At 54.4% G+C, this 23,058-nt stretch carries 23 protein-coding genes; 11 read left to right on the top strand and 12 right to left on the bottom strand.

The genetic code is table 11. The features are described from left to right. Positions 1 to 107: 107 nt before the first annotated feature. The 4 genes from BJQ17_RS13475 to BJQ17_RS13465 are packed head-to-tail and all read right to left on the bottom strand — an operon-like array spanning position 108 to position 2,988. Positions 108 to 728 (bottom strand): thiol:disulfide interchange protein DsbA/DsbL, encoded by a 621-nt coding sequence (locus BJQ17_RS13475; RefSeq protein ID WP_224459421.1) that lies wholly within the window; start codon positions 726 to 728, stop codon positions 108 to 110. Then, complete coding sequence (locus BJQ17_RS13470) at positions 634 to 2,268, bottom strand: GspE/PulE family protein (RefSeq protein WP_023383798.1); 1,635 nt, start codon at positions 2,266 to 2,268, stop codon at positions 634 to 636. Before BJQ17_RS13470 ends, BJQ17_RS13475 begins: the two co-directional genes overlap by 95 nt. A gap of 9 nt (positions 2,269 to 2,277) precedes the next feature. Continuing rightward, positions 2,278 to 2,556, bottom strand: a complete 279-nt coding sequence (locus tag BJQ17_RS30000; protein WP_023383799.1) for a hypothetical protein — start codon at positions 2,554 to 2,556, stop codon at positions 2,278 to 2,280. Next, positions 2,557 to 2,988, bottom strand: coding sequence for a lytic transglycosylase domain-containing protein (locus BJQ17_RS13465; RefSeq protein WP_023383800.1), 432 nt, complete (start codon positions 2,986 to 2,988; stop codon positions 2,557 to 2,559). It abuts the gene before it with no gap. Between the two features lie 48 nt (positions 2,989 to 3,036). Here BJQ17_RS13465 and BJQ17_RS13460 point away from each other — a divergent pair, with 48 nt between their 5' ends. From BJQ17_RS13460 to BJQ17_RS13405, 11 genes are all read left to right on the top strand, one after another. After that, a complete protein-coding gene (locus BJQ17_RS13460; RefSeq protein WP_023383801.1) occupies positions 3,037 to 3,999 on the top strand; it encodes a tetratricopeptide repeat protein in 963 nt (320 codons plus the stop codon). Between the two features lie 825 nt (positions 4,000 to 4,824). Next, the gene (locus tag BJQ17_RS31650) at positions 4,825 to 6,009 is read left to right on the top strand and encodes a hypothetical protein (RefSeq protein WP_175442732.1); all 1,185 of its coding nucleotides are present in this window, start codon (positions 4,825 to 4,827) and stop codon (positions 6,007 to 6,009) included. 245 nt (positions 6,010 to 6,254) lie between these two features. Next, a complete protein-coding gene (locus BJQ17_RS13445) occupies positions 6,255 to 6,671 on the top strand; it encodes a hypothetical protein (RefSeq protein WP_023383803.1) in 417 nt (138 codons plus the stop codon). Beyond that, complete coding sequence (locus tag BJQ17_RS13440) at positions 6,668 to 7,828, top strand: hypothetical protein (protein ID WP_041925803.1); 1,161 nt, start codon at positions 6,668 to 6,670, stop codon at positions 7,826 to 7,828. The genes BJQ17_RS13445 and BJQ17_RS13440 overlap by 4 nt, the downstream gene beginning before the upstream one ends. A 12-nt stretch (positions 7,829 to 7,840) precedes the next feature. Beyond that, positions 7,841 to 9,433, top strand: coding sequence for a conjugal transfer protein TraN (locus tag BJQ17_RS13435; protein WP_218187328.1), 1,593 nt, complete (start codon positions 7,841 to 7,843; stop codon positions 9,431 to 9,433). 306 nt (positions 9,434 to 9,739) lie between these two features. After that, positions 9,740 to 10,204 carry a membrane protein gene (locus BJQ17_RS13430; protein ID WP_041925804.1) on the top strand — a complete coding sequence of 155 codons (465 nt, stop codon included), beginning with the start codon at positions 9,740 to 9,742 and terminating at the stop codon, positions 10,202 to 10,204. 279 nt (positions 10,205 to 10,483) lie between these two features. Next, on the top strand, positions 10,484 to 12,277 hold the full coding sequence (locus tag BJQ17_RS13425; protein WP_224459422.1) for a helicase-related protein: 1,794 nt from the start codon (positions 10,484 to 10,486) through the stop codon (positions 12,275 to 12,277). Between the two features lie 101 nt (positions 12,278 to 12,378). Continuing rightward, positions 12,379 to 12,933: a hypothetical protein gene (locus BJQ17_RS13420; RefSeq protein ID WP_175442731.1), complete on the top strand. Its 555-nt coding sequence runs from the start codon at positions 12,379 to 12,381 to the stop codon at positions 12,931 to 12,933. A gap of 80 nt (positions 12,934 to 13,013) precedes the next feature. Continuing rightward, positions 13,014 to 14,747, top strand: coding sequence for a VWA domain-containing protein (locus BJQ17_RS13415; RefSeq protein ID WP_023383809.1), 1,734 nt, complete (start codon positions 13,014 to 13,016; stop codon positions 14,745 to 14,747). 125 nt (positions 14,748 to 14,872) lie between these two features. Next, positions 14,873 to 15,937, top strand: a complete 1,065-nt coding sequence (locus BJQ17_RS13410; RefSeq protein WP_023383810.1) for an AAA family ATPase — start codon at positions 14,873 to 14,875, stop codon at positions 15,935 to 15,937. A gap of 115 nt (positions 15,938 to 16,052) precedes the next feature. Next, positions 16,053 to 17,174 carry a DUF3150 domain-containing protein gene (locus BJQ17_RS13405; RefSeq protein WP_023383811.1) on the top strand — a complete coding sequence of 374 codons (1,122 nt, stop codon included), beginning with the start codon at positions 16,053 to 16,055 and terminating at the stop codon, positions 17,172 to 17,174. 48 nt (positions 17,175 to 17,222) lie between these two features. On the opposite strand, the gene BJQ17_RS13400 is transcribed toward BJQ17_RS13405, so the two are convergent. The 8 genes from BJQ17_RS13400 to BJQ17_RS13365 form a co-directional block, all read right to left on the bottom strand. Further along, entirely contained in the window at positions 17,223 to 17,918 is a 696-nt protein-coding gene (locus BJQ17_RS13400) for an XRE family transcriptional regulator (protein WP_224459423.1), read from the bottom strand. Positions 17,919 to 18,239: 321 nt separating this feature from the next. Next, on the bottom strand, positions 18,240 to 18,467 hold the full coding sequence (locus BJQ17_RS13395; RefSeq protein ID WP_070096176.1) for a hypothetical protein: 228 nt from the start codon (positions 18,465 to 18,467) through the stop codon (positions 18,240 to 18,242). Then, positions 18,468 to 19,397: an ABC transporter permease gene (locus BJQ17_RS13390; protein ID WP_003465031.1), complete on the bottom strand. Its 930-nt coding sequence runs from the start codon at positions 19,395 to 19,397 to the stop codon at positions 18,468 to 18,470. A 325-nt stretch (positions 19,398 to 19,722) separates the two neighbouring features. Continuing rightward, on the bottom strand, positions 19,723 to 20,775 hold the full coding sequence (locus BJQ17_RS13385; RefSeq protein ID WP_054572011.1) for an ABC transporter substrate-binding protein: 1,053 nt from the start codon (positions 20,773 to 20,775) through the stop codon (positions 19,723 to 19,725). A 280-nt stretch (positions 20,776 to 21,055) separates the two neighbouring features. Continuing rightward, on the bottom strand, positions 21,056 to 21,280 hold the full coding sequence (locus BJQ17_RS13380; RefSeq protein WP_003465037.1) for a DUF2798 domain-containing protein: 225 nt from the start codon (positions 21,278 to 21,280) through the stop codon (positions 21,056 to 21,058). 54 nt (positions 21,281 to 21,334) lie between these two features. Further along, positions 21,335 to 22,036, bottom strand: a complete 702-nt coding sequence (locus tag BJQ17_RS13375; RefSeq protein ID WP_003465039.1) for a cysteine hydrolase family protein — start codon at positions 22,034 to 22,036, stop codon at positions 21,335 to 21,337. A gap of 90 nt (positions 22,037 to 22,126) precedes the next feature. Then, the gene (locus BJQ17_RS13370) at positions 22,127 to 22,717 is read right to left on the bottom strand and encodes a TetR/AcrR family transcriptional regulator (RefSeq protein WP_003465041.1); all 591 of its coding nucleotides are present in this window, start codon (positions 22,715 to 22,717) and stop codon (positions 22,127 to 22,129) included. Between the two features lie 81 nt (positions 22,718 to 22,798). After that, a partial coding sequence (locus BJQ17_RS13365) for an FCD domain-containing protein (RefSeq protein WP_139139780.1) occupies positions 22,799 to 23,058 on the bottom strand: 260 nt, incomplete at its 5' end.

Below are 23,058 nucleotides of genomic sequence, written 5' to 3'. Positions count from 1 at the left end.
AGATAGGATCCCTGGCACCGGGCTGGCCGCCAAAATGCAAAACCCCCGTGGGTACGGGGGTTTCCTGTTTTGACAATCTTTCCTGGCAGAACCAACCGTGGGCTGGGTTATTGCTCCAGCATCACCTTGGAAATCATGCCGTTGGCCAGGTTCATGTAGAGCGCACTATCGCCGGAAACATCGTCAGGTGTGATCACGTACTTCCCATTGATGACCATGGAAGGTGTGGCATCAACTCCATATGTGAGGAGCTTGGCAAAAGCCTTCTCCAGCCGCTGCTGAGTGACGTTGTGCCAGGCTTCGTTGAACCCCTGAACGTTCGAGATCGCTACAGCTTTCGTCCATGTATCAGGGCTCTCCATCGGCATGCCATTCTGCTGGATCAACGTATAGGCCGCCGACATGAATGCGTCGAGTCGGGCTGGATCTGCATCCTGGACAGCAAAAAATGCACGAGCAGCAATGTAATTGGCTTTGTCGGGGACCGCTACGGGAAGGAACTCAGCGGACCAGCCAGGCGGCATCGTTTTGGCCCACCGAGCCAAGGTCTGATCGTATGAAGCACAGACTGGACACGCAAAGGAAAAGAACACGATGACCTTGTGACTGTCTTCAGCCTGGGCCGCAACCTCTCTATACGGCAGCGACGGCAGCGACTCCTGTGCTAAGGAGAGGACTGGAGTTGCCAGCAGGGCTGCCATAGCCATCCGCGCAATAAACTTCTTCATATAAACTTTCCTTGCTGATGAGGTTCTGCTCGATGAGCATGTCGAAGATTGACTCTTGATTTCGCTCAGTGCGCCACAGCTCGACAGTATCCTTCAGTGCCCTGAAGTTGATTTTCCGGGTCGCGGCCAACTCATTCAAAAATTCCACCGCCCCCTCGGTGTAACCAAGAGCGTTCACCACGTCATCTTGTGACACAAGCGCCAGATCAATGAGGGCTTGCCCGAACTTTTTGACCTTGCCTTCAATCGTACACCGCAGCTGAAGTTCAGCTGCCTGATTTGCCTGCGTAAAGGTAATGAGGCCCTGAGCGATTAGAACATCACCGATGCGCCTAACCGCTGGCTTCACAGAATCATCTTTAATTAAGGTCCGTACCCGTCCCAAGGTTGTCAAGCCATCAGTTACCATCCGCACAGCGGATTGGCCTAATGTGTCGAATTGGCTCTGCCGTGCAGCAGCGTTCAACACAGCCATCTCTCCACCGCCACCGATAATGGCTGCACGCACTGATCTGTCTGATCTAATAAGCTCAATGATGGGGCATTTACCTGAAAACGAATCTTTCGAAGGCGCAAATGGAATATTGCCTGTGACAGGCGGCAGCCCATTCTTTTTCAACCACATGCGCTCTACGTCATTAATAGGTAGCCATTCGTGTTCTATATCAGTCCGAAGAGTCTGCACAAGTCGCTGAGCAATCACACCAATGAGTACAGACGCAAGTGTTTGGGCATCGACCCCAAGATCAACGATGCGAGGTACAGCTTGTGCTGCACTATTGGAGTGCAATGTGGCAAAGACCAAGTGGCCGGTGTTTGCAGCCTGAATGGCAATCTGTGCGGTTTCCTGGTCACGAATCTCACCAATCAGAATAACGTCCGGATCCTGACGCAACAGGGCCCGTAGACCCAATGCGAAACTGAGCTGGGGCGTTACGTTGATTTGGACAAAGCCCTTAACTACATACTCAACCGGATGCTCGATAGTACAGATGTTGAGCGTACCGTCGTTGATGGCATTGAGTGCTGCGTACAGTGTCGTGGTTTTACCTGAGCCGGTTGGGCCGGTGACAAGGATCAGCCCTTGAGGTTCGTTGATCATCTCGCGGAATGCGTGCTCGACCAGAGGCGGCATTCGAATTCGGTCAAGGCTCATCGACGCGTTTTCTTGGTCGAGCAACCGGCATACGATTTTTTGCCCATTGTGACTTGGAACCAAGCTCACACGGACCTCCAACTCCAGTCCCGGGTATCGCAATCCGATACGACCATCGAGGGGGATTTGATGCTGCGAGAGGTCCATGGTGGCCCGCGATCGAATTTTCGTATCGATCATTTTTCCCATAGCAGGCTCTACAGTTTCAAAATGCCTCAGCTGACCGTCTTGCCGTAGCTGAATATGCACGTGACCTTGAACCCACTGGAAGTGAATGTCCGGGACTTTATTCTCGGCGGCCATCCTGAACAAGTCGTTCAAATAGGTTGCCGCCGGTTTATCTGCCGGGGAGTTGTAAATAAAAAGATCTGGTTCCTTTGCCACAGTCAGCTCCTATTTAGCCTGGCCGGTAGTGCAGTTGAGTTCTGGGCCATAGAACAAGCGCGAAATGAAACTTTGCACGGATTTATCAGCCGCAATGCTCCAAATCAACAAGTCAATACGCGAATCTGTACTAAGGTAGTTCGTACCTGCCCAACGAACTGCATCAAAAACAACTCGGACCGGTAAAGCGCCACGCTCGACGCGTTCACACGGTTCCTCCGGGGATACCGTGTACAAAATCCAGCCAAATAGAAGAACAGCAAAAAAACTGCTGAATAGCTGTTTCATTTACAAACCACCGTAGTTATTCATGACTTTCTGAATGTAAATCCGCTGACTTTTCTCATTAGGGCTGTTGTATGCGCCAACCGCTTTCCAAACATGGCCGTGTGAAGCGATGTTACTTGCTAGGATCCAGGCGCCGACATTCGCGCTAACACAGCGATCTAACAGCTCCTTCTCACCAATACCGTATTTCGATAGCTTTGGAAGCCAAGAGGAATTGATCTGCATCAATCCGATATCCCAGGTCCCATCGCTATTTTTTTGGCTCACTACGTCTGCTTTGCCCGGTCGGTTCTCGGTGACCTGAATGGCGCGGAGTAGCTTCTCGCTGACCCTATATCGCGCAGCCGCCTCGGCGAAGCAGTCCGCGTGGGAGGTCGTAGGAAGCCAGGCCAATGCACCTATCAGGAGAAAAGGGAGGGATAGTTTTTTCATGCGCTAGAGAATACATTACGCGTACCAATAAACAAGGTGTATCCGCTAATGCATTCACTGAATCGACTGCCGATCCTGTTGGCGCTCCCTCTAGCGTTCGTGAGCCTCACCTGTGCTGCAAGCAGCGCCCAAGACACGTCAGCAGCTGCATACTTCAGCAACGAAGCAGCAGCAGGGGGCGCCGACCTCCCAGACATCTCCACTGCTATGAAGGGCCTCCTTTCAACCGCCCGGGAGGGTGGCGAAGTACTTCGGACTTGGGCAGCCTACAAAGCTGGGGACAAAGCTGCACTGCCGAAGCTCTTCGAGCTCGCCCAAGGCGGGAATAGCCGAGCACAGAACGTAGTGGGCTATCTGCTGGATCACGGTGAAGGGGTCAAAAAAGACAGCGCCGCCGCTGCAGCATATTTCTCTGCCGCCAGCTCTGACTACCCCCTTGCTCGGTACAACCTGGCAGTACTTACTTTGCTTGGCCGCGGTGTACCGAAGGACGAGACCAAGGCGATGGAGATGTTTGAGTCGTCAGTAAAGGACGCGTCTGTCGATCTTGCAGCTGTCCGCCTGTCGCTCTACTACCTCAACAAAGGCGACCATGACAAAGCCTGGACATGGGCAAATGAGGGCGCCAACCGTGGCAACGTGACAGCCTACTACCTACTTGGGCGGATGCTCTACGAACGCGGGGGGTACCAAGAGGCATACAACTGGCTGACGAAGGCAGCGCAAGCAAGCGAACCGAATGCACCCGCCATCCTCTCTGCGATGTACAAAAATGGCCAGGGGATGAATCAAAACGTGAAGATGGCCGCATCCTGGTGGATGATCTACGTCGGTCTGAACAAGGGAAAACCGGGCATGAACTCAGCGGGAATGTCGTCCTTCGGACTGACCGCCAAAGAACAGAATGACGCAACCAGCTTCGCAACCAACTGGCTATTGACACACAAACACATGAAGCGTCCTGACTACGACGCCACGCTGCTCCAGGCCAACAGAAACGACAAGTCGTGAGTCCATACGTACAGAGCTGTAGATAGCAGACCTAGCCCCACTATCGGCCACGAGATGAGGGCTATCCGCCAGTCTGCCCTCGATGGCCAGCAGTGCAAGACAATGGGACCTGCGAGAATCCACCAGGCCAGGTCCTCAAAAGCCAGTCCCCCTACCTGATTCGTGGTGCGCCATGAGGCGAGCGCATAGAGGACTGGCAGAGCTAACAAGGGTGCAAGAGCGGTAGCCCAAGCATTCGCCCATGTCAGGCGCTCGAACTCCACGGACCCAAGGATAATTTGATTTCCTTCTCGCCGAGGTATCAGGGTCATTCCAATGGGCCTAGCCCTTGTGAGGTAGCCCACCGCGAAATGGAAGAGTTCATGGCTGAAAACACCAACCGCCCTGAGCAGAGACGCTGCAAGGGATCGAGGTGGCAGCATTCGCACGACAAATGCCATCACAAGCATTGGCACCAGGTAACCCCCAGGGCTTGCCAGCAAAAAATTCTCCAGAGCACTGTATCGCTCCATAACCATCCATCATCCCTCGCGCTAATGAAATCCCATGAAAAGCGCTTTCAATACTGACAGTATTATGCTTATGTGTCATGCGCAGACGATGTACGCAACCATGTGTCATGCGATCGGCGTTTCTAAATTTCGACAATGCTCAGGCCGATCTGACATTGAATCAAGTGCGGTACATGAAGAGGCCAAGCAATCTCAACCGGGCCGTGGGCAGGGGTAGCGGATTGGTACGAGATGGCCTGTTGGGTCCGCATTGTCGCAGTCATGCTGGAAAGGAAGTCCTCACCATCCAGCATCCGATAGCAAGGTGAATGGGATGAAAAAAGGAAAACAACGGGTGCTAACTCTGGCGGGGTTATTGGCCGTAGCCGTTGGTGCTTTAGCCGACCCGCACTCGGAAGGTACCGAACTTGGAAAATCAACTTTAGGTAAACTCTCCTCTAATGTGACTTCAGCTAACGCTAAATCGATGCCTTTTTACACTGACACACCATCGCAATCCTCTCAATTTGGCAGCAGCTCACTTTTCACTGTTGGTACAAGCCGCATCAATAGTTGTAAAACTGAAGCTGACGGCCCTGATGCGATCGCGAATCAAGAGTGTGATGCAGTAAACTTCCTAGCAAAGAACCCATATGAACGCGTTAAAGTTGATGTCGACGAAAATGATCCGATAATCAGTGGCATTGGCGAAATCATCAATAATGCAAAACCCGATGAGATCACTGAGAGCTGCGGCACGAAGACGACTACTACGCCAGACATTTACTCAACAGAAGTGTGCAACGAGTACAACCTCAGCGATCAAAAAATCTGTTCAATGGGCCAGGTTGTGGACGTTGACACAAAGGCCAACTTCCAATGCAATGTCACCCAGAACGCACTAGAAACGGTATCGTGCGACAAGTACCTTGTGCTGTCCTGCCAACCCCCAATCGCAGGCTGCACAGGATCAGGCATCGCCGTAAACTCCGCAACGATCAGTAATGGCGCCTATCAGTTTACTCTGGTCGGCTCTGCCCTGACGATCGTCAATAACGTCACGGCCATCAATGAAGTGACAGAAGCAGACTTTAACTTTTCCATCGCAGGGCTTGACCGTGTCGATGAGTTCTTCATCAACGCCATACATTCCGACAACTATGTAGGCATTGCAGTCAATGGCATCTTTATTGGTGTACACGGCCGTGCATTTGGAGGCTGGAACGCGAATGCCACTAAGCTGGTTCAAGACACCAATTACAGCCCTCCTCATGCTCGGTGGAGTGACAATCCCGCCGACCACTACAAAGCAGAGACTGGCAATAATCTCAAAACAAGCGAGCATATCGACTTGATTCCATATTTGCGAGAAGGCTCGAACGTTATAAATATTAAAGTTCTCAATGGTAAAGGCCCAGGCTATGGGATGGTTTATATCACAGCGCACCAACAGTGCCCTCCAGAATGCGAGGAAACTTGGGTTGATCAGTGCTCATCGTATGAACAACGTTCGCTATAAACCCTCACCACTGAACTACCCCGCGTATCAGCGCATGTAACCCGACCAAACGTATGCTTATGAATCAGAAGCCCGCAGATCATCTGAACTGAGGGCTTCTTTGAGCGTAACCGGCGCCAGATCACTTGCGGATACGTTCCCGATGGCTAGTGGCGTTCAGCCGGCCTCCAATCTGCCAGATTGATTTCGATACCAAAGTGCCTTACATTTACGTGTAAAATACTGTCAGTATCCGGGAAGCCGAAATGCATTTCAGAGCCAAGCTGTTGTCCCTGTGCACCTCCTTCATCGTCCTCGCCGCCGCCCCATTCGCAGCGCACGCCGACACCTCAAAAGAAATTCTGATCGAAGCTGTGAAATCCGGACATGCATCCGCTGAGCTAACCGGTGACCAGGCTGACGTCTGGATGGCTCAAACCCATTCCCGTGAACCGATCATGGTGGAAGCCAAAGTCGTAGAGCAGTTGAAGCAGCCAGGCTGTGCTCGCGTAGCCATTCAGTTCACCCAGCAGATGGTACCGAAAGTCAATGGGGGGTCCGGACCACTTGAAGTTGGCTGGGGGATGAACGTCTGTGAGGACGGAGCGCCACCGGCAGACCCGAGTTTGTTCACTCAAGAACCGCAATCGGCGACCAAGGTCAACAAGGTCCAGTCCAAATGAAATCCAGAATCAATGGCCTGCTGACCTTGGCCGCGGCTCTCGTGCTGTCAACCACAGTTGTGGCTGATCCACACTCTGAGGGGACAGAGCTCGGCAAGGCAAACCTCAGTAAACTTTCCTCCAACGTGAGCTCATCCAATGCGAAGGCGATGCCTTTCTACACAGACACGCCATCGCAGTCTTCACAGTTCGGCAGCACATCACTATTCAACGTCGGTACCGCACGGATAAACACGTGCAAGACAGAGCCAGACGGCCCCGACCAGATCGCGAACCAAGAATGCGATGCTGTCAACTTCTTGGCAAAGAATCCCTACGAACGAGTCAAAGTTGATGTCGACGAGAACGACCCGATCATCAGCGGGATCGGTGAAATCATCAACAATGCCAAGCCAGGCGATATCACTGAAAACTGCGGTACCAAAACCACAACCACCCCGGACATCTACTCGACGGAGGTATGCAACGAGTACAACTTGAGCGAAGCAAAATATTGCTCAATGGGTCAAGTCGTTGATGTCGACACAAAGGCAAATTTTCAGTGCAATGTGACACACAACGCTATCGAGAACGTCACGTGTGACCGTTACCTCACCATGGCCTGCGAGCCGCCTATTGTAGGATGCGACAACGGAGGTATTGTGCCAGGAACCACACAATCCGACATGTACACTTCCTGGAAGCTGGCCAACTCTAACGGTACCTATGCGCTTCAGTTCGGCTCCATCGGTGACAACTACTGGCGCGATGGTATTTATCCGCGTTCGCTTGAGTTCGAAGTCAAAGACCCGACAATGCTCACCGAGTTTACGCTCGCATCCGTGTACTACGACGACTACATCCTGATCAAAATCAACGGTACTTATTTGTTCAGTGGTCCTTATGGCGGTACTGAGCTGTCCCTTTTCAGCAACGGCAAAGTTAACATCGGTGATGGAGTACAGCGCAACCGGGAGCTTGGTAAAAGCTGGGGGGCGAAACCAAACATCAATCTGATTCCTTACCTGGTGGCTGGTGTCAACAAGCTTGAAACGATCACAGCTGTAGGTGGCGGAGGCGAAACTTACATCACAATGTACGCTCGGATGCTGTGCAACGGCCCCTGCACCGAAACATGGACTGATCAATGTAGCGCGCTGAATGCTCGCGCTCAGTAGGGGTTATAACGGATGAGTATTAGAAACGTTTGGAAGAAACTGATTCCGCTAATGGTGTTAGTTTTTTTTGCAACCTTCTCCCATGCGGCTGACTGCCGTAAAACAGGGGAAACATGCGTAGAGGGCGCCGAAACCCGAAATATTGCGGGCAACTTAATCTACAAGGCTTGTTGGCGATATAGATCTACATACGAATGCGTGAAGCCTGACTCTGTTGATTATTGTGCCGCCATTTCGAAGGTCGCTGGCTGTTATCAAACCTCAACATCCTGCATTTCCACCGCTTGGAACGGCACGTGCCTGGTCGAGCAGCGAACTTATCGTTGCGACAATCCGGCCACACCAAAGCCGTCCGACACCATACAGTTGGACGACACCCATACGATTATCCGCGACGAGCTCGACACCAGCCAGTGCGACCCACTCGCTACAAACCCGCTGTGCTATATCGCGTCGCACACGTGCGTTGAGGGACCGGAAACCCGGGTCATCAACGGGTTGCCGGTCTATAAGGCATGCTGGAAATACAAGGACGACTATTCCTGCATCAACCCTGACAAAAAGAACGACTGCCAGCAATACGAGGACAAGGGCTGTAAGAAAATCGACCAGACGTGCATCGAGAGTACCGATCCGATCGGCTGCGTTATGTCCCAGATCACCTATAGTTGTATTACCAAAAAGGGTGAGACGACCACCACCGAGGATTGCAGCACGAAAGTCTCCTGCTACGAGGGTGTCTGCTGGGACACCAGCTATCCATCTGATAGCGATTTCGCCAAAGCTGTTGCAGCTAAAGAGGCAGCTCGTGAAGCCGGTGTGTATGGTTCGGACGGCGAACTGTTTGGCGGTGAAGATGAATCCTGCCGAAAAGGGTACGGTGGTATTAAAAACTGCTGCGGTAAAAGTAGCGGAGCTGAAACCAACTTCTCCATTATGGGCCAGGCAGTCTCTACTGTCGGAGGAGGCCTAGCTAGCTATGGCTCGAAATACATGTATGACTTTGCGTACAACAACGTCGAGTGGGTAAAACAAGGTGCTTCTGCTTTGGGGGCGGCGGCGCCATCTGCGCCAACACTTAGCTTCAGTGTCTACGGCTTGAGCTATGCCGTCGGTGGAACCATCCCTGCCACAGGTATGCTTGGTGGCCCTGTTTATGGCCTTGGCGGCGGCTTTTACTTCGACCCGTACAGCTTTGCGATTGCTGTCGCAATTCAAGTAGTAATGGAGCTCAAGTCCTGCGAGCCAGAGGAGCAGCAACTTGGGATGCATCGTGGCGCAAACCTGTGTCACCTGGTCGGTAGCTACTGCTCTAAAAAAGTCTTTGGTGCATGCCTCGAAACCACTGAGGCGTACTGCTGCTACAACTCTGTGCTTGCAAAAATCATCAACGAACAGGGCAAGCCACAGATAGGGAAGGGCTGGGGAACACCCGAAAGCCCTAGTTGTGGCGGATTTACAGTGGAGGAGTTCCAGCAAATTGACTTCTCAGCACTCGACCTCTCCGAGTTCGTAGATGATGTCATGAATGCAACCGTTCTTCCTGAGGTCAAAAACATTCAGGATGACATCTCACAAAAAGCCAGCGACAACACATACAACTAAAACGGAAACCCTCTAGAGCCCCGCAAATTAGCGGGGCTTTTTTTTGGCTGGGTGTGTCCGGGCAACCGATTAATACACGGCCTTGTGAAGGAAAAGAGAATGGGGCTTAAGAGATGATTTACACGGACCTATAACTGCCAATCAGTTTTTTTCGCCGCCGTTTACAAACCCGTGTGGCACATCCCGTGAGTGTAAAGCTAACCCAAGACCCATTCAGGATTGGATCACACCGTCTCGGCCGTCGCCGTCCTGTGCTCTTTCTAATTCGCACTATTAAAGCGAACAACTGACTTAAGGATAAAAATTATGAATAAAATTATCGCATCTCTGCTGATCGTCACTACTGCTGCAATGTCTGGTTGCGCCTCGAACATGACGAACCGGGATTACTCCCAAGCAACTGCCATGCAGAAGATGAAGGTTGAACTCGGTGTCGTCGACTCTGTTCGTGATGTCAAAATCAATGGGAAGCCCTCGCCAATCGGCGGCATGGCTGGTGGTGCCTTGGGCGCTATCGCCGGCAGCAATGGCGGTGGTGGTCTGGGACAACTGGCCGTGATGGTCGTCGCAGGTGCAGTTGGCGCCGCCATTGGTGCTGCGGTCGACAAAAAAGCCCACGATGCTGATGGGGTCGAGATCACCGTTAAAATGACCAGTGACGGTAGCTTGCAGGCGGTCACCCAGGCAAAAGATCCAGCTGAAACCTTCGCCCCTGGTGATTCGGTTCGCTTGATCACAGGCCAAACCGGCGACTCTCGGGTCAGCCACTAATGTTCCACCCAGCCCTAGACGACATCATTCGTCTAGGGCTTTTTTGTGCCGGCACCGGAACCAAGCGAGTGCTATTTGATTCTCTTGAGTTATAGTTACGCGTGACTATTCATATTCGATCATCAACCGCGAAATCAGATTATGCATGACATAGGCCGCCTCACACGCCTGGGGTTCACATCGCTGCCCGAGTGCCTTCTGACGGTACCGAAGGAATACAGGGATTTTCACGACCCCATTGTGGTGCTTCCCTTGCCTGACACTGGCGAAGCCTCGTACATGGCGCTCACCCTAATCGAGCGATCGATCTACGATCGCACCGGTGCGCCCTTGCAAGAGGCCAAAGGGGCGTTCCGCGGATTTGTCAAAGTGGTCGACGGGCGAGGTCAGCGTCTGCACATCAGCTTGATTGGTAAGCCTTCGATCGAACCCTGGATGGCGTACGACTTTGGCGCGACGGTGCACACCTACGGCGAGGTGGTCACCTATGAGGGCCGTCCCTCCATGTCCAACCCAATGGTCATACCCCCTGCGATGATTGGACGGGTGATGCCCGTCTATCAGGGAAAGCAGAATCAGGTGAGTGCTGAAGTTCTTGGTGAGGCCATCACCGCAGCGATGGCACACATCAACGAGGCAGCCTGCCTGCTCCTAGAACAGGCCCTGATGCACGAAGATGACTTCCGGAAGCTGACAGGCCTTGTCGACCCTGCTGACTTGCTGCGTAACCTGCACACGCCTTTGTCAGTGCGTGAGGGAGACGAGGCGGTGAGGATTGCCAAGGCCGTATGCATACAGGCGCTTGTTAATCGCGTTGAGGCTCATCGCAACCGACCAGCAGTGAAAGGAGCCCTCCTCCGAATCGACCGAGTCCAGGTTGCTGATTTAATCAGGCGTGCTCCTTTCTCGCCGTCTGCCGACCAGCTTCAAGCCATCGACGAGATCGTGTCAGACCTCAGGTCGCCCTATCCGATGCAGCGTGTCCTGTCGGGTGATGTCAGTACGGGCAAGTCATTCACGTTCATGGTTCCAGCTGCGGCAAGCTACCTCGCGGGGGCAAAGGTTGCCATCATCGCGCCCGGGCAAATCTTGGCGCAGCAACTGGCGGCCGAGTTGAGCAGCCTCTTCTACGAAATCCCCGTTGTCACTGTTGTCGGTCCGGTGGGCAAGACCAATATTGACCTGTCTGCGGGAATCGTTGTCGGCACCACTGCTGTGCTTTCTGCCGCCAAAAAAGCGGGGATAGTCTTCGACCTGGTCATCGCTGACGAGCAGCAACGATTCTCTGTGGCGCAACGGCAGAAGCTCATCGCGCCCCATACCAACTTCCTTGAATCAACGGCAACCGCGATTCCCAGAACGGTTGCACTGGTCAAGCTCGGAGGCCTGCCAATCTCAATTCTGAGGACCACGCCGGTACCGCGGGAGATCGTAACAAGGATCATCACGCACAACGCTAGGCAGAAGTTGCATGATCTCGTTATGCAGATCATCAAGCAGGGCGGACAAGCAGCGTTCGTCTATCCCGTCGTCAATGGTGAGGCTGAAACTCGCAATGCCGTGGAAGCCGCCTACGAGCGATTCAGGAGGAGCTTGGGAGACGACGTAGGCCGGGTCCATGGGGGAATGACGGATGACGAAAAGACTGACGTCATAAACAAGATGAAGGCCGGGCAACTGAAACTTTTGGTCGCCTCCACTGTGATCGAGGTAGGCGTTACCTTCCCCGGTCTGACTTTGCTAGTTGCAGTGAGCCCCGAGCACTTTGGTGTGGCTCAGTTGCACCAGCTCCGTGGTCGGGTAGCTCGTAAGGGGGGGCGTGGGTTTTTCATCATGTATCTGCCGAGCCCCATCAAACAGTCAGCGTCATCGCGCTTGCGACTTTTGACAGCCTGCAATGATGGGTTCGTGCTCGCCGAGAAAGATGCGGAGAGTCGCGGCTATGGTGATCTGAGCCTAGAGGGTGAAAAGCAATCTGGTGCCAATCGACCGTTGTTCTTCGGTTTACGGCTAAGTCATGGTGAAATCATGGCTGGCGCAGTCAAAGCGGGCCTCATACCGGCTCAGGAATAGGACAGGGGGACAAATTGGCCGCGAAATCAACACCGCTCGCTGTCAAGGTAGCGATTTACCAGCGACTACTCTCCGGGGACATAGCCCGCGACGTCGGCCGCATGTATGTCATCAGTATGCCAACCGTTTTGAAGTACGCTAATGATGCGGTTGCGGAGCTGCGCCTGCTTGAAGCGGTCGAGAGCTCTCCCATCCTGGTGGGCTTCTTAAGCCGCACCGTTAAAATCCAGTGCTACCAGTATGTGGATGACGAGGTAGTACGAGACCTGATGGCCCCGATCCTGGAGCCCTACCTGGGCCAGGCTGAGAAAATCAACTTCGCAAGCCGGGAGAGCGCTGATCAGCCATTGTCGACCCGCGTAAGCCGTACAACTGAAGAAGATTTTCAAGCGATCGTAGCTGAGATGTCGCAGTCATCCCACCCAGGCCTTACATCGTCGGCACTCCTACGTGACATTGTTGAGGACTACATTGCCCGGTACAAAGCCAACGGCCGGCCCCTACCACCCACCTTGGTCCACCAATCACAGACGCCGGCGCCAGTTGAGCCTGCAGCCCCAGCCCTCGATGGCAAAGCTCTCATGAAGGACCTGCAGTGCGCTCTTCGTGAGCAATTGCAAAAGCATGGTATCGAACTGCCACAGGGTGACGATTGATTTTCTAATCACGTGTCAAGCATTCCCCTTCGTAAGGCAAAGGCATCGCCGATGCCGTCACTCAATAGAAGGGGATATCCATGGGTCTCGCTCAAGCGCAGCTTCCTGCAACGTCCAAAGTCTCGATGCGTCACATTTACCTCTATACCCATCTGCTGATCGCGGAAGCGAACAAGCTGGGGCGACGGGTGCGTGTCATCTGGGCCAACATTAAAACTGCTTCGATTGGCCCGGATCAAAAGGTTGCTGGTGGGTTACTTCTGACCTTGCCTCTGACCGCTGCCATGGGTACTGATGAAGATCTCGAATTGATCCAAGGTCTACTCGACCATGAAATTCTCTGCCACGGCCTGCACACGGACTTTTCTGTTTTGATGAAGCCAGATATCTCCGGAACACTGCTGAACGTTCTAGAGGATCCCCGCGGCGAGCTATTGGCAAAGCCCCGCTTTCGTGGTGCCAACGCGAATATTCACAACACCTTAAAGATCCTGGTGAAAAGAGGAGTTTTTCACGGTCCAGTCGCTGGCCAAGAAACACCTCAGTCAATTCTCGTTGCCTGGTTGGTCACTGAGCTTCGTAGTGAGCTCCTTGAACAAACCTGTCTGAAGGACTTCGCTATCGCGTATCGCGCACTGGCTATTGCAACGTTCGGTGCACCTTTGGTTGAGCAAGTGAAGGCGATTGCTGTAAAGGGCTGCAATGCATCAGACACTCAGGGTGCGAACCTTGCAGCGAATGAGATTGTGGATCTACTCCAACTGACTAAGGACCAACAGAAGAGCCCCCCGCAACAAGGATCTGGTAGCCACAACCCGCAAGGTGAACCTGGTTCTCCGGGGCAACCAGGTAGTAATGGCCAACCCAGTACTCCCGGTAACATCTCCGACGCCATAAACCAAGTGCTGAACGCGAGCCAGATTGATTGTGGAAGCTATGCAAAAGGGTTAGAAGATGTCATCTGTTCCAGCCTGCCTGGCGTGAGTCAGAATCGGTTGGGAGGCTATCAGCCAGACGCCTCAAACGAGATGAAGGAATTGAGTCTTTCAAAGTCTGGTGGCTCATTTGAAAATCGTAGCCTTCTTCGGGCTGGCGCTCAGAAGACAGCTGCAATACTCTCAGCGACTTTCGAGGAACTCATAGAAACAATCACCCAAAATGAAGTATGGGCTGCAAGTGAAGGAAGGCTCAACACTCGAAAACTTTGGCGATACGCAGTGGGAGACGACCTAATCTGCACCAGAAGAAAGCAAGCGGAGGAGATTGACACCTGTTTCTACCTTTTGGGTGACGAAAGCTCTTCCATGGACAATAAATTTGGACCAATTCCAAAGAAGGATGAGAGTGACGATCGGATCTCAGCACAGGAAGCTTGCAACCGGGTTTCGGTGGCAGTAGGTGAAGTTTTGAATAACTCGGCCATTCCATTTGGAATTGCTACCTACAACACAGTAGTTCGTGAATGGCATGGGTTTGAAGAGAGCTGGGCCGGTACATTGCAACGGTACAGCCCTGAGCCCAAAAATGGTACGAAAACTCACCTTGCTGTGGTCTGGGCGCTCAAGAAACTCATCGATCGACCGGAGGCCCGCAGAATTCTGATTGTGGTTACTGACGGGGATCCTGGGAATAGCGATGTGCTGCGTTCAGCCGTTGATGAAGCAATGCTGATGGGCATCGAAGTACGCTTCGTCCTGATCGGTGATGGGTACCATAAACGCTACGCTGACCTGGGTTTGGCCTGTGGAGTGGCACAATCCGACAAAGACCTCGCGACAGCCGTTTTTGCAGCGTTGAAGCAGGGTATCGTATAGAGCCAAAACGAAAGACCAGCCGGACTCCTTGGAGTCCGGTTTTTTATGTTTCTACTCGCGTGTTAGGCATCCCCTTGTACCAGGCCTTCGCAAGAGGCCATCCATTGCCTACTGGGGATTTGACCATGACTGCTTTCCAACACATCAACGACCCGCAACTCGACGCTGGAATCGACACCCTCAATCCAATTGAAGTCCGTTTAGCACCAGAGGTTTTCGGTACAACAGCACCATTTTTCAATGGAATGCAGACCAAGATCTTTGCTGAAACACGCTTCACACCAAAAATCGTACCTTACAGCTTCGACGATGAATTGCTTACGCGCCTGATCCTTTGGGCAGCTTCAGCAGGACTTCCACAGGACTTTTTCAAGGCATCCATCAAGAAAGCGACCTACATCTACGGGCCAACCGGCGCCGGCAAAACCACGTTAGTCGAGGCCTTTGCGTCCCGTACGGGCAGGTCGGTTTTCACCGTTCAATGTTCCGAGGAAACCACTCTTTCTGACCTCTTCGGCAGTTGGAAATTGTGCGGCCCCGAAGGCATGAAGTGGATCTATGGGAAGGTGTGCCAATGGGCTAAAACCCCCAACTCCATCCTGCTCTTGGATGAGTTCGATCAGTTACCACCACAGATCCAGATGGGTCTCAACGGTATTCTGGATGGCAAGCCGATCTTTCTTGATCAGACCAACGAAGTGATCCCGATTGCTCCTGGATGCTTGATCGCTGCTACTGGCAACACAAACGGCCAAGGGTCTGCTGGCGGCAAAGGCGGTAGCGCTACTGGCTACAGGGGTACCAAGAAAATGAACATCGCGACGATGGACCGCTTCAATTCGATGTTCTGCACCTACATGGAGGAGGGTCGTGAAGCCAACCTCATTGTAGACCAGACGAATACTGATCCACTGGTTGCAAAATCCATGGCAACCCTGGCAGCCAAAGTTCGGGCGAACTTCATCGCTCTCAACGAGGATGCTGGGGCAGGGGGGATGGCCTTCAACTTCACCATTACAACCCGTAATGTGCTGAACTGGGCGATGAACTACAAGCTCCTCATGCAGATGGGCAAAACGACTGAAGAAAGCCAGAAGCTTGCTCTGCAAGTGACAGTTCTGGACTTCGCACCGCACGATGAGGCTGCTGCGATCCTGAGCACCTGGTCGACGATCGTCGGAAAAGTCTAACGCTTCACCATACCCCGGCTCGCCGGGGTTTTTTCGTTTATGGGTGCCTGTGAGGCATCTCCTGTCACTGGGTCTTTCGCAAGGGACCCGCTCTTTCAATTTCAGGAGAACCACCATGAGCACTACCAAGCAAACCGATGAATTGGGCATCAGCATCCTTCAGGATGTAGTGCTTTTTGACGTCATCATTGGTGGAAGCACCGGTGAGAAAACTGTAGATGGGGATGACTTCATCCGCGAGGTCGGGCGCATGCTGCCGTCGGGCGCATTCGCTTGGGTTAACAAATACCGATCGGAAGCCAAGCGAGAAATCCTTAAAGTAGGGGTTTCTCGAAAGGTAAACAATCGTATCCGCGGATACTTTGTACCCACCCAACACGCAGACGAGCTTGCAAAAGTGCTGCATGCGATCAAAGGAAAATATCTGGTTGAAAAGGCTTCCTTCCTAAACACTTTACCGGACCTGGTGGAGAAGTGGGCTAGCTCTCCTGCAAACGCGGTTACAACACCAGGTGGTAAATCCCGTGCAGATTTGATCCGCCAGCATGCTCCACAGGCACAAGTGCTCGAAAGACTGTTGACCTTTGACACTTCGGCGATTCGTATCAGCAACACCAGCTACTTTGGCGAAGAAGATGCACTTCAAACGGAAGTTAAAGGCTTAGTCGGCCAGGCCGCTTTGGAGATCGCGGAAGATGTAAATCGCTCCTGGACTCGCAAGGGCAACGGCAAAACGACGTCGAGAATCCTGGGTTTGATCCGTCGGGTTCAGGACAAAGCTGAAGCTATGAGCGTTCTTTCAAGCAAATTCTCTAACTTGGAGAAAATGTGTGCATCGGTGTTGGCTGCTGTTCCGAGCGGACCGAGCATTGAAGGGGTTGCTTACATCCAAGTATCTGGCTTGTTGTCCTTCTGCATGGATCCTGAAAAAATCCTTGGAGAACATGCCACCGAGTTTGATCCTTTGAATGTATCGGCTTCTGATTCAGCGCCGGCTGTTGCTGACGATAACGTCTTCTTCAGTAGCTCAGCATCTGCAACTATTCATCCTCAAGCAGAACAAAATGAAGTTACCATCGTTCCTGAGGTCTCTGTGATTCCGCCACTTCCAACTGGTCGCAAGACAGAGGAGAACCTCTTCTTTGCGGCTGAACCTGAAAAAACCCTGGTAGAGCCTGAAAAGGTTGTGCCATCGGACACCACCTCGCAGCCACCATCGGCTCCGTTCATCTTCTAACCCAAAAAAAACCCCGGTCAATGACCGGGGTTTCTTTATTCCCGCAAATTAAGCCACCGGCGGCGGTTGCACACCAGGCAGCTCGATTTCGGCCTTAGCCAACAGCTGGCGCCCAGAGAGCTGCTCATACAGCAACACCATGGTCATGCGAACGGAGAGAGGCGTTTGCGCCCATTCATCCGGCTTCGGGATATAGCCCGCCCAGGTAGGATCACTACCCATCTTCTCGATCGACAGCCAGAGCTGCTCATCAAGATCTTTCTTGTACACAAAATCTTCTGGCGTGAAGAAATCAGCCAGGTTGTAAACCTGGATGAGGGGGAGGCCAAGGAATTCAGCCACCATTTGCAGCTTTTCCTTACCCAGCGATCGTATCTGGCGGTTCCCGTTAGCCAGGGAGTTCCAGTAGATGACCGTGATACCCATGACATCGGCAATTGCACGATCAGGTAGTCCACGATCGATGATCACCTTTTTGATCATCTTGACGAGGCGAGAGCCCGGCATAGTGTTCCGAGTTTCGACTGCTGCATGTCCCTTATCTTCTGGTACTGCTGTTTTGGCCTTGGCAGAAGCACGAGGCCTCTTAGGCGTAGCAGCCTGAGGGGCTTGCGTTTTTGCAGTAGGCTTTTTAGCTACCGGCTTCGCCGCAGCTTTTGCAGCTGGTTTTGCTGGTGCTTTGGCGGGCGCTTGAGACCGCCGTCCTGTCGATTCACTTGCGGTCTTGTCGCTAGCTTTGGGCATTGTGCGGCTCCAGGTTGGTCGCGGCGTCTAACACGATTCAGGACGCTCCCTAAACAAATAAAGCAGAGAAATCCAGTATAAATTTAAAAAAGATTCTACACAGTTAACAACAAGATTCAAATCTCTTGTTCCGGTGGAAAAAGAGACTTTTGGGCTGGATGTGCCCCCTTGCAGGTAGCTCTGTGACCGCCAAGCACGCGACAAGTGCATTTTGATTCACCTTGTATTATTGGTACGTGTTGCGTATTCTTGAGAAAACCAAGCCATTCACGTATCGAGGTACTCAATGCTGCCCCAGGACGCAAAGCGGAAGCCTGACTCCTATTCGTATCCAAACGGGATGCTCATCCACTCCACGCTGTTGAAGAACGCCTCGTACCAGTGGAAGGACCATTGCTTGGGAGGGAATTGCAGGAAGCGCGCCTCGGAGAACGACATGGGTACCACGATCAGCACCGGGATGATCAGGTACAGCAGGATCGCCGCGACCAGCACCGTGAACAGCACGTGGGACAGGCGAAGGTGACGCAGGTTGGCAAGCAGGTTCATTTAGCGCGCTCCCAGGATGCGTTCGATGGGGATGAAGCGATTGATGCCCCAGAAGATCAGGAACACCACAAACAGCAGCACCAGGCCGACTGCGCTGGCTGCGCCCCAGGCGTGATAGAGCTCGACGTTGCGTTGCACCAGCATCGACACCAGGATCGTGCGGCCACCGCCGAGCAGTTCCGGGGTGATGAAGAAGCCTAGGCAGATGACGAACACCAGGATGGAACCGGCCATGACCCCCGGCGCTGCCATCGGCAGGAAGACCCGGCGGAAGGTGTAGAAGGGTTTGGCGCCAAGGCTCTCGGACGCTTGCATGAGGTCCTGGGGGATTTTTTTCATCACCGAATACAGCGGCAGGACCATAAAGGGCAGCATGACGTGCAGGGTGCCGATTACCGTGCCAGTGGTGTTGTGCATCAGCGTCAGGGGTTGGTCGATGATGCCAAGGTCCATCAGCGTCTGATTGACCAGTCCGCGGCGTTGCAGGAGCACCAGCCAGGCATAGGCCCGCACCAGCACGCTGGTCCAGAACGGCAGGATCACGCAGATCAGAATCAGGTTGGCCCAGAAACCCTGCAGGCGCGAAGCGGCGTAGGCAATGGGGAAGCCCATGACGATCGACAGGATCGTCACCAGGAAACTGATCTTGAAGGTCAGGGCGAAGGTGTCCCAGTAAATGCTTTCCTGGAAAATCCGGATGTAGTTGGCCAGGGAAAACCCTTCCTCGGTCTGGACCGACTGAAAGGCCAGCCAGCACAGCGGCATGATCAACAGCACCACGACCATGACCAGCGCCGGGGTGAGCAGCAACAGCATGGAGGTGTGCTCCTTGCGTTCTTCACGGGCCAGGGCGTCTTCGCTGGTCATGGGCGGCTGGTGCTGCTGGTCGCTGGAGTCGGGCATGGATTTGGCGAGATAGGCGTTGGACATGATGACCTCTCGTCACTGCGCAGTGCTGGAGGGTATCCAGCACTGACGGGTAGCGCTGGCGGTGGCAGTCGTCCTGGCGGACAGCAGGGTGCGGTGCTCGGGTAATGTCATGTGAAGAACTCCCAATGGTGGGCAGGTACTTGAGGCGAGCGCGAGTTGTCTGCACAGGTCACTCTGCGGGACCCTCAGGCCTAATGTACCGGGATGCCAACGAATGAAGTGGACGCAATTGACCGGTGCGCAAGCGCTTTATGTCGAAATCGCGGGGGCAGACGGCATGTCCTGCGCCGAGGCCTCTGGCCTGCGGCGCAGCAACGGCCGATGGCTATTTTTTCTGGACGAAGGACAACCAGCGTTCTTCGGCCTTGACCCCGGCTTCGGAGGCCCACCATTGCGCCGAGAGCAGGGCCTGGCGCGAGATGTTGCCGGGTGCGGAAGGCAGCTTGGCCTCGCGCTCGGCCGGGATTACCCCGGTCTTGAAGGCTTCGGGGTTGAGCGGGCCGTAGTCGATGATCATCGGCAACGCCGCTTGCAGTTTGGCATCGATGGCCTCGTTGACGAATTTCATGGCGGCCACCTTGTGCGGCGAGCCTTTGAGGACGCACAACGAGTTGGTTTCCAGCACACCCTGGTTGTAGTCGAATGCCACGGGTGCGCCGGCGGCCTGTACGGCGGTGATACGGCCGTTCCAGGCCTGGATCATGTCCACTTCGCCGTCGCTGATCAGCTGCGCCGACTGCCCGCCGGACGTCCACCAGGTGGCGATGTCGGGCTTGATCTGCTCAAGCTTGCGGAAGGCGCGATCGACGTCCAGCGGATAGAGCTTGTCCATCGGCACGCCATCGGCCAGCAGCGCGATTTCCAGGGTTGGACGTGGCAGGTTACGTAGGGAGCGCTGGCCCGGGTATTTTTTGGTGTCCCAGAAGTCGGCCCAGGTCTTGGGTACGTCCGCGCCTTTGAACGCGTCCGTGCGATACGCCAGCACCGTGGAGTAGCTGATGTAGCCGACGCTGTATTCGTCCTTGAGGCTGTCGGGTATTTGCGCGGCATTGGGAATCAGCGCAAGGTCGAGCTTCTCGAACAGCCCTTCGGCTTCGCCACGGATGCAGTCGCCAGTGGGCAGGTTCACCACGTCCCAGGTGACCTTGCCGCTCTCGACCTGGGTCTTGATGATCGGGTAGGCCTTGGGCGAGCTGTCCTGTTTGAGCGTCAGACCGAGCTTTTTCGCCGCAGGCTCCAGGATCGCCTTGCTCTGGGCTTCCTGATAAGCACCGCCCTGGGATACGAACGTGATGTCCTCGGCCATGGCCTGGGTGGCGCTACCGATGAACAGGGCCAGACTCGCGAGTTGGAAAGCTGTAGTGCGCAATGTGCTCATGGAAAGACTCCGAATGGTTGGCAGATTTTTTTGGGCGAGCTGTAGGTTTTGTTGTCGGTCGCTCTGCGGGACCATGGAGGTCTAATGTACCGGCTTGTCCGTGAACGAAGCGGCTACAAATGCGCGGATGAAAAGTGGTTTATTGCGAAAATGCGAACGGGCACAGTATTTCGTGCGTCGGGTGCGGGCTTGCGCGCCTGTCGCGAGCAGCCCCGAAGCCCCCGGTAGGAGCGAGCATGCTCGCGATGGCGGTGTGTTGGGTGAGTCATAGCCAAGTCATTCAGCCCACCGTCATCCGCCTCACCACGCGCCGAATCATCGGCGCCGCCAGCACCACCACCGGCAACATCGATACCCACGACAGCGCCCACGCGTTCAACCAGCGGCCGGCAAAGGCCAGGTCGAGCGCATGGGGTGTGGTGGCGATGGCGGCCGCGACCGCGCAGGTCAGGCCGGATTGAACGACGCCGAAAACGAAATGCTCATAACGGGCGGGGATTTTCATCGGGGGTTCTCGAGAAAGAGCGGGGGGGCGCGATGCCCGGCCGCTCGGGCACGATCAAGCCGGTTGCAGTTGCGCGATAGTCTCTTCGGTGGTCCACAGCCCGTGGGCGAGGAAGCGGTAATTGATGATGGCCGCCAGGTAGCCGTCGCCATCCGGCAGGCGCGGGCCGGCGGTGGCGTCGCGTACCACGACTATTTCAAAGCCCTGTTCGAGCAGTTCGCGCAGGTGTGATTCCACGCAAAGGTTGGCCGCCATGCCGGCGAGGATGATCTGCGACACGCCTTTCTTGCGCAATTGCAGCGCCAGGTCGTTGGTTTCCGGGCCGTAGACCTTGTGCGGCGAGGCGATGATGGTCTCGCCGTCGAGAATGTACGGCTTGTAGATCTCGAGGAAATCGGCGCCGGAGCCTTCGAAGTTTTCCAGGGTGTTCGGTCCCTTGCGATCGAACATGCAGATGCTGTGCATGACCTTTTCCAGCGGACCGCCAAAATGCCAGTCGTGGTCGTGCGGGTAGTAATAGTGTGGCGACACGGCCACGGGCAGGTCGTGAGCCTTGAAGGCCTTGAACAGTTTTTCCAGGTTTTCGACGGTGTTGTTCTCGACGATGCTCTCACCGAACACCGCCCAACTGGCGCCGGCAGGGCTGAGGAAGTCGTTCTGTGGGTCGATGACCACCAGGGCGGCTTTGCTCAGGTCGAGCTTGAAACCAGTGGCAGGCAGTGCGGGTTCGGCGGGGTCGGCGTACAGATGGCTCATGACGATTTACCTCTTGGGTGCTTGCGTGGATGAGACGTGAATGTTGCTTTATATAAATGACCAGTCGTCTTATTAATGAGGAAAAAAAACTCACTCCAATAGCCGAGGCAAGACCATCGATACGAAACGCTGCAGAGGTGCACCGTCGCGCAGGACCTTGCCGCGCATGACCGCACCTTCCCAGCCTTCGACGATGACACTGGCCAGCGCTTCGGCGTCGTGAGTTTCAGAGAGTTCGCGGCGCTGCTGCGCTTCACGCAGGCAGCTCGCGAGCAAACCTTCCCAGCGCGCCAGCACATCGGCCAGACGCTTGCGGGTTTGTTCGCTGCCATTGGACATTTCCAGGGACAGGTTGCCAATCAGGCAACCCAGGCTGTATTCATGCTCGCCGTGCTCGAGCACCAGGGCCTGGAAGAACTGGCCGATGCGCTCCAGCGGCTTGACCCGGGCGTCGTAGAAGATCGGCCCGTGGCGGGTTTCGATCGAGGTCCAGTATTCCTCGAGGATCTCTGCCGCGAAGTCTTCCTTGCTGGCGAAGTAGTTGTAGAAAGAGCCCTTGGGAATCTCGGCAGCGGCGGTGATGTCCTGGACGCCGCAGCCGTTGAAGCCACGGTTGTGAACCACCTGGCGGCCAATCGACAGCAAACGGGATCTGACTTCGAGGTTGACCGGGCGAGCCATGACAGAGACATCCAGTGATGAGAAAGTTTTAATAAACTAACTGGTCATCTATGTTTCGTCAACAGTCGAATTGACTGCCAATCAGTCCGCCTGCGCCATCTCGATGTACTCGAGCATCTTCTCGTTGCCATCGAGAATGTCACGGCAGATGGCCGCCCGTGCCGCCGCGCCATCGCGGCGCTTGAGTGCGTCGAGCACTTCCCAGTGATGGTCGATGGCCATGCGCTCGTTGAAGTTGCCATAGGCACGGGCGATCAGTGGGCCGGTGCGCATCCACAGGCTATCGAGCAAACCCGCCAGCACCGGCATGCGCGCGATGGTGGTCAGCGCGTAGTGAAATT

It is taken from the genome of Pseudomonas sp. NBRC 111139 (assembly GCF_001753955.1).
Lineage (GTDB): Bacteria > Pseudomonadota > Gammaproteobacteria > Pseudomonadales > Pseudomonadaceae > Aquipseudomonas > Aquipseudomonas alloputida.
The sequence above is the reverse complement of the archived record's forward strand: the minus strand, read 5'-3'. Positions and strand labels throughout refer to the sequence as shown.

What these genes read in the sequence shown, in the direction of transcription:
- BJQ17_RS13385 (WP_054572011.1), bottom strand. Translation starts at nt 20,775, where the DNA reads ATGAGCACATTGCGCACTACAGCTTTCCAACTCGCGAGTCTGGCCCTG.
- BJQ17_RS13390 (WP_003465031.1), bottom strand. Translation starts at nt 19,397, where the DNA reads ATGTCCAACGCCTATCTCGCCAAATCCATGCCCGACTCCAGCGACCAG.
- BJQ17_RS13405 (WP_023383811.1), top strand. Translation starts at nt 16,053, where the DNA reads ATGAGCACTACCAAGCAAACCGATGAATTGGGCATCAGCATCCTTCAG.
- BJQ17_RS13435 (WP_218187328.1), top strand. Translation starts at nt 7,841, where the DNA reads ATGAGTATTAGAAACGTTTGGAAGAAACTGATTCCGCTAATGGTGTTA.
- BJQ17_RS13410 (WP_023383810.1), top strand. Translation starts at nt 14,873, where the DNA reads ATGACTGCTTTCCAACACATCAACGACCCGCAACTCGACGCTGGAATC.
- BJQ17_RS13430 (WP_041925804.1), top strand. Translation starts at nt 9,740, where the DNA reads ATGAATAAAATTATCGCATCTCTGCTGATCGTCACTACTGCTGCAATG.
- BJQ17_RS13415 (WP_023383809.1), top strand. Translation starts at nt 13,014, where the DNA reads ATGGGTCTCGCTCAAGCGCAGCTTCCTGCAACGTCCAAAGTCTCGATG.
- BJQ17_RS13395 (WP_070096176.1), bottom strand. Translation starts at nt 18,467, where the DNA reads ATGAACCTGCTTGCCAACCTGCGTCACCTTCGCCTGTCCCACGTGCTG.
- BJQ17_RS13420 (WP_175442731.1), top strand. Translation starts at nt 12,379, where the DNA reads ATGTATGTCATCAGTATGCCAACCGTTTTGAAGTACGCTAATGATGCG.
- BJQ17_RS13475 (WP_224459421.1), bottom strand. Translation starts at nt 728, where the DNA reads ATGAAGAAGTTTATTGCGCGGATGGCTATGGCAGCCCTGCTGGCAACT.
- BJQ17_RS13400 (WP_224459423.1), bottom strand. Translation starts at nt 17,918, where the DNA reads ATGCCCAAAGCTAGCGACAAGACCGCAAGTGAATCGACAGGACGGCGG.
- BJQ17_RS13465 (WP_023383800.1), bottom strand. Translation starts at nt 2,988, where the DNA reads ATGAAAAAACTATCCCTCCCTTTTCTCCTGATAGGTGCATTGGCCTGG.
- BJQ17_RS13445 (WP_023383803.1), top strand. Translation starts at nt 6,255, where the DNA reads ATGCATTTCAGAGCCAAGCTGTTGTCCCTGTGCACCTCCTTCATCGTC.
- BJQ17_RS13460 (WP_023383801.1), top strand. Translation starts at nt 3,037, where the DNA reads ATGCATTCACTGAATCGACTGCCGATCCTGTTGGCGCTCCCTCTAGCG.
- BJQ17_RS13380 (WP_003465037.1), bottom strand. Translation starts at nt 21,280, where the DNA reads ATGAAAATCCCCGCCCGTTATGAGCATTTCGTTTTCGGCGTCGTTCAA.
- BJQ17_RS31650 (WP_175442732.1), top strand. Translation starts at nt 4,825, where the DNA reads ATGAAAAAAGGAAAACAACGGGTGCTAACTCTGGCGGGGTTATTGGCC.
- BJQ17_RS13370 (WP_003465041.1), bottom strand. Translation starts at nt 22,717, where the DNA reads ATGGCTCGCCCGGTCAACCTCGAAGTCAGATCCCGTTTGCTGTCGATT.
- BJQ17_RS30000 (WP_023383799.1), bottom strand. Translation starts at nt 2,556, where the DNA reads ATGAAACAGCTATTCAGCAGTTTTTTTGCTGTTCTTCTATTTGGCTGG.
- BJQ17_RS13440 (WP_041925803.1), top strand. Translation starts at nt 6,668, where the DNA reads ATGAAATCCAGAATCAATGGCCTGCTGACCTTGGCCGCGGCTCTCGTG.
- BJQ17_RS13375 (WP_003465039.1), bottom strand. Translation starts at nt 22,036, where the DNA reads ATGAGCCATCTGTACGCCGACCCCGCCGAACCCGCACTGCCTGCCACT.
- BJQ17_RS13425 (WP_224459422.1), top strand. Translation starts at nt 10,484, where the DNA reads ATGGCGCTCACCCTAATCGAGCGATCGATCTACGATCGCACCGGTGCG.